We start from the raw sequence: 3,087 nt of genomic DNA on the forward strand, positions 1-3,087 counted from the left end.
GGGATGGTGAGCAGCCCGATGACCAGGTAGTCGATCATGCAAGCCAGGATGCGCCGCGTGCGCACGCCGTCATAGGCGCGCACGTCGTCGAGCCTGCTGGTGATGATTTCGCCGTCAAGTACACGCGCGTTCATGTCATGTCCTCGTAACCGGGCCCGCGATAGGGTGCGGGCGATCCGCCATTGAAATGGTGAAAGCCGATGGCGGAATCAAGATCGTCGGTCGGGTTGCGACGTGCGGAGGTCGCTGAAGCGGTTGAATTCACGGCTCGGATGGCGTTAGCTTGCTGCGGCGCAGCAAGACGCCGAGGGGATGGGGCAATATGGACTATGACATGCTGGTCATCGGCAGCGGGCCTTCGGGACGCCGCGCCGCGGTGCAGTCGGCCAAGCTTGGCAAGTCGGTGCTGGTGGTCGACAGGGGGCGTCGCCTCGGCGGCGTCTCTGTGCACACCGGCACCATCCCGTCGAAGACACTGCGCGAGACGGTGCTCAACCTTTCAGGCTGGCGCGAGCGTGGCTTCTACGGTCGCGGCTACCGGGTCAAGCAGGACATCTCGGTCACCGACCTCATCGAGCGGCTGCACAAGACGCTCGACCACGAGGTCGAGGTGCTGCAGCACCAGTTCATGCGCAACGGCGTCAAAAGCGCGCGTTCCACAGCGAAATTCCTCGGCCCCAACAAGGTCAGCCTGACGAGCGACAATGGCGATTACAGCGAGGTCGGTTTCGCCAATGCGCTGATCGCCGTCGGCACCAGACCGCACCGGCCGCGCGACGTACCGTTCGACAAGAGCCGCGTCTTCGACAGCGACGAGATGCTGGAACTCAACCGGCTGCCGCGCACGCTGACCGTGATCGGCGCCGGCGTCATCGGCGTCGAGTACGCGACCATCTTTTCGGCCCTCGACGTGCCGGTGACGCTGGTCGAGCCGCGCAACACCATCCTCGATTTCGTCGACCGCGAGATCGTCGACGACTTCATCCACCAGATGCGCGATCGCGGCATGACGATCCGCCTCGGCAGCACGGTCAAGGAGATCATCTCCAAGTCCGATTATGCCGAGGTCACCCTTGCCGATGGCCGCACCATCCGCTCCGAGATCGTGCTTTATGCCGCCGGCCGCAGCGGCAATCTTGGCAGCCTCGGCCTCGACGTGGTCGGCATCGAGTCCGACTCCAGGGGCCGCATCAAGGTCGACGCGAACACGTTCCAGACCAGCGTGCCCAACATCTATGCCACCGGCGACGTCATTGGCTTCCCGAGCCTTGCCTCGACTTCGATGGAGCAGGGCAGGGTGGCCGCCTGTCATGCTTTCGGCGTCACCCTGCCGCCGCCGCCGGAAACCTTTCCCTATGGCATCTACGCCGTGCCCGAGATCTCCACGGTCGGCCAGTCGGAGGAGCAGGTGCGCGAGAGCGGCGCCGCCTACGAGGTCGGCGTGGCGCGCTTCCGCGAAACCTCGCGCGGCCACATCATGGGCGTGAATTCAGGCTTCCTGAAGCTGTTGTTCTCGGTCGAGACGCGCCGGCTGCTCGGCGCCCATATCGTCGGCGAGGGCGCCACCGAACTGATCCATATCGGCCAGGCGGTGATAAATCTCGGCGGCACAGTCGACTTCTTCGTCAACAATACCTTCAACTACCCGACCCTGGCCGAGGCCTACAAGATCGCCGGGCTCGATGCCTGGAACCGCATGGGGCAGGGATAGGCGCTCAGCCTTCCAGCTGGGCAAGCAGCGACAGCATCACATCGGCCGAAGGCATCGGCAGCACTGCTTCGATCTCGGCCGGCCGCACGCCGGCAATTGCGTCGGCGTCGCCGGCAACGGTTCCGAGCGGCCCGCGGAAACCGTGCTTCGACCAGGCGAGTTCCTGCAGCTTCGGGCTGCTCAGCGCATCGAGCAGCGCGTCGACCGCCGGATCGATGACGATCAGCGGATGCGCCGAATAGACGGTTGGGCGCGGGTAGAGGATTTCCGGCTTGGCGCCGGTGCCTGCCTGCACGCGCTGCCAGCGCGCCGGATCTGCGAGCGCCCATTCCACCAGCTGGTTCTCATAGCCCACCACCATCGGCTCGGCGCCGAGGCCGCCGGCGATGTACTGATCGAACAGCTTGCCCGATGAGGACGATTTGAGTCCCATGCTGCGGAAGATCGCCTTCGCCTGCTCGCCATGCTCGGCAAGCAGTTCCTGCGTTGCCACGTCGCCGCTCATCAGGCTGAGCACGAGGCCGGCGAACATGAAGCCGGAGTTCGAGCGATTGGGGTCAGTCGAGACGATGCGTGCCCGGCCGTAGAGTTCGTTGATGCCGAGGTCCGACCATGTCTTGCCGGCGAGGATGGCGTCGAGCAGCGCCTTCAGGTCGAGCTGGTTGTAGCCGCCCTTGGCGGCAACGCTCACCAGCCCGCTTTTCTTCAGGCCTTCGACCACCGGCCCCCAGGTGTAGATCACGATCGGCGAGTTTAGCACGACCTGGTCGTTGCGGATGGCCACGCCGCTCTTGCGGGCGAGGTCGACCATGATCGAGGAGGACGGCCACAGGAATTGCGGCTTCTGAGACAGCAGCGCCGTTTCGCGCACCATCTCGACCGAGCCGGCGACGCGCGCGTCGAGCTCCAGCCCATAGCCGCCGAGCGCCCTGACGACATCGGGATCGGCGAGGAAGGCCTGCTTCTCGCCGCCGATGAAGCCGAACAGATGCGCGCGGTTGCCGAGATAACCACGGAACTCGGGGCGGTCCTTCAGCGTCAGATAGCCGCCGGTGCCGGCAGCGGCGGCACCCAGCAGTCCCAATCCGAAAGCGCGGCGTGAAATGGCCATCAGCGACCAATGTCCTCTTTCAGCGACTCCTGAATGAGTCGCAGGTCCACGTCGAGCGTGCCGAGCTCGCTGTCGGCGAGGCTGTCGGCATAGTGCACGAAGGCATCCTGCAGCTTGGTGATGACGGCGCCGACCTTGGACAGCCTCACCTGGCTCGGTGCGCGCCGCTTCGCTAGCGTCGCATAGCCTTCCGCCACTTCCGCCGCTTGCGGCACATAGTAGGTGAGGAAGCGGCGCACGGATGGCGCGCTCGCGGGCTTCGCCT

At 65.3% G+C, this 3,087-nt stretch carries 3 protein-coding genes and 1 pseudogene; 1 reads left to right on the forward strand and 3 read right to left on the reverse strand.

Annotated features, from left to right (window positions below; genetic code table 11):
* A pseudogene (locus tag EOA33_RS40930) lies at positions 1-134 on the reverse strand (RDD family protein); the annotation flags it as partial.
* 188 nt (positions 135-322) lie between these two features.
* Between EOA33_RS40930 and sthA the strand changes: the two are divergent.
* Positions 323-1,711, forward strand: a complete 1,389-nt coding sequence (gene sthA, locus EOA33_RS29925; RefSeq protein WP_127407283.1) for a Si-specific NAD(P)(+) transhydrogenase — start codon at positions 323-325, stop codon at positions 1,709-1,711.
* Positions 1,712-1,715: 4 nt separating this feature from the next.
* Here the strand turns inward: sthA and EOA33_RS29930 are convergent, their stop codons facing one another.
* A complete protein-coding gene (locus EOA33_RS29930) occupies positions 1,716-2,822 on the reverse strand; it encodes a substrate-binding domain-containing protein (RefSeq protein ID WP_126054969.1) in 1,107 nt (368 codons plus the stop codon).
* The coding region (locus EOA33_RS29935) for a 5-bromo-4-chloroindolyl phosphate hydrolysis family protein (protein WP_190234409.1) at positions 2,822-3,087 on the reverse strand (266 nt) is incomplete at its 5' end. The genes EOA33_RS29930 and EOA33_RS29935, both read right to left, overlap by 1 nt.

The sequence above is a fragment of the Mesorhizobium sp. M4A.F.Ca.ET.050.02.1.1 genome (genome assembly GCF_003997725.1).
Lineage (GTDB): Bacteria > Pseudomonadota > Alphaproteobacteria > Rhizobiales > Rhizobiaceae > Mesorhizobium.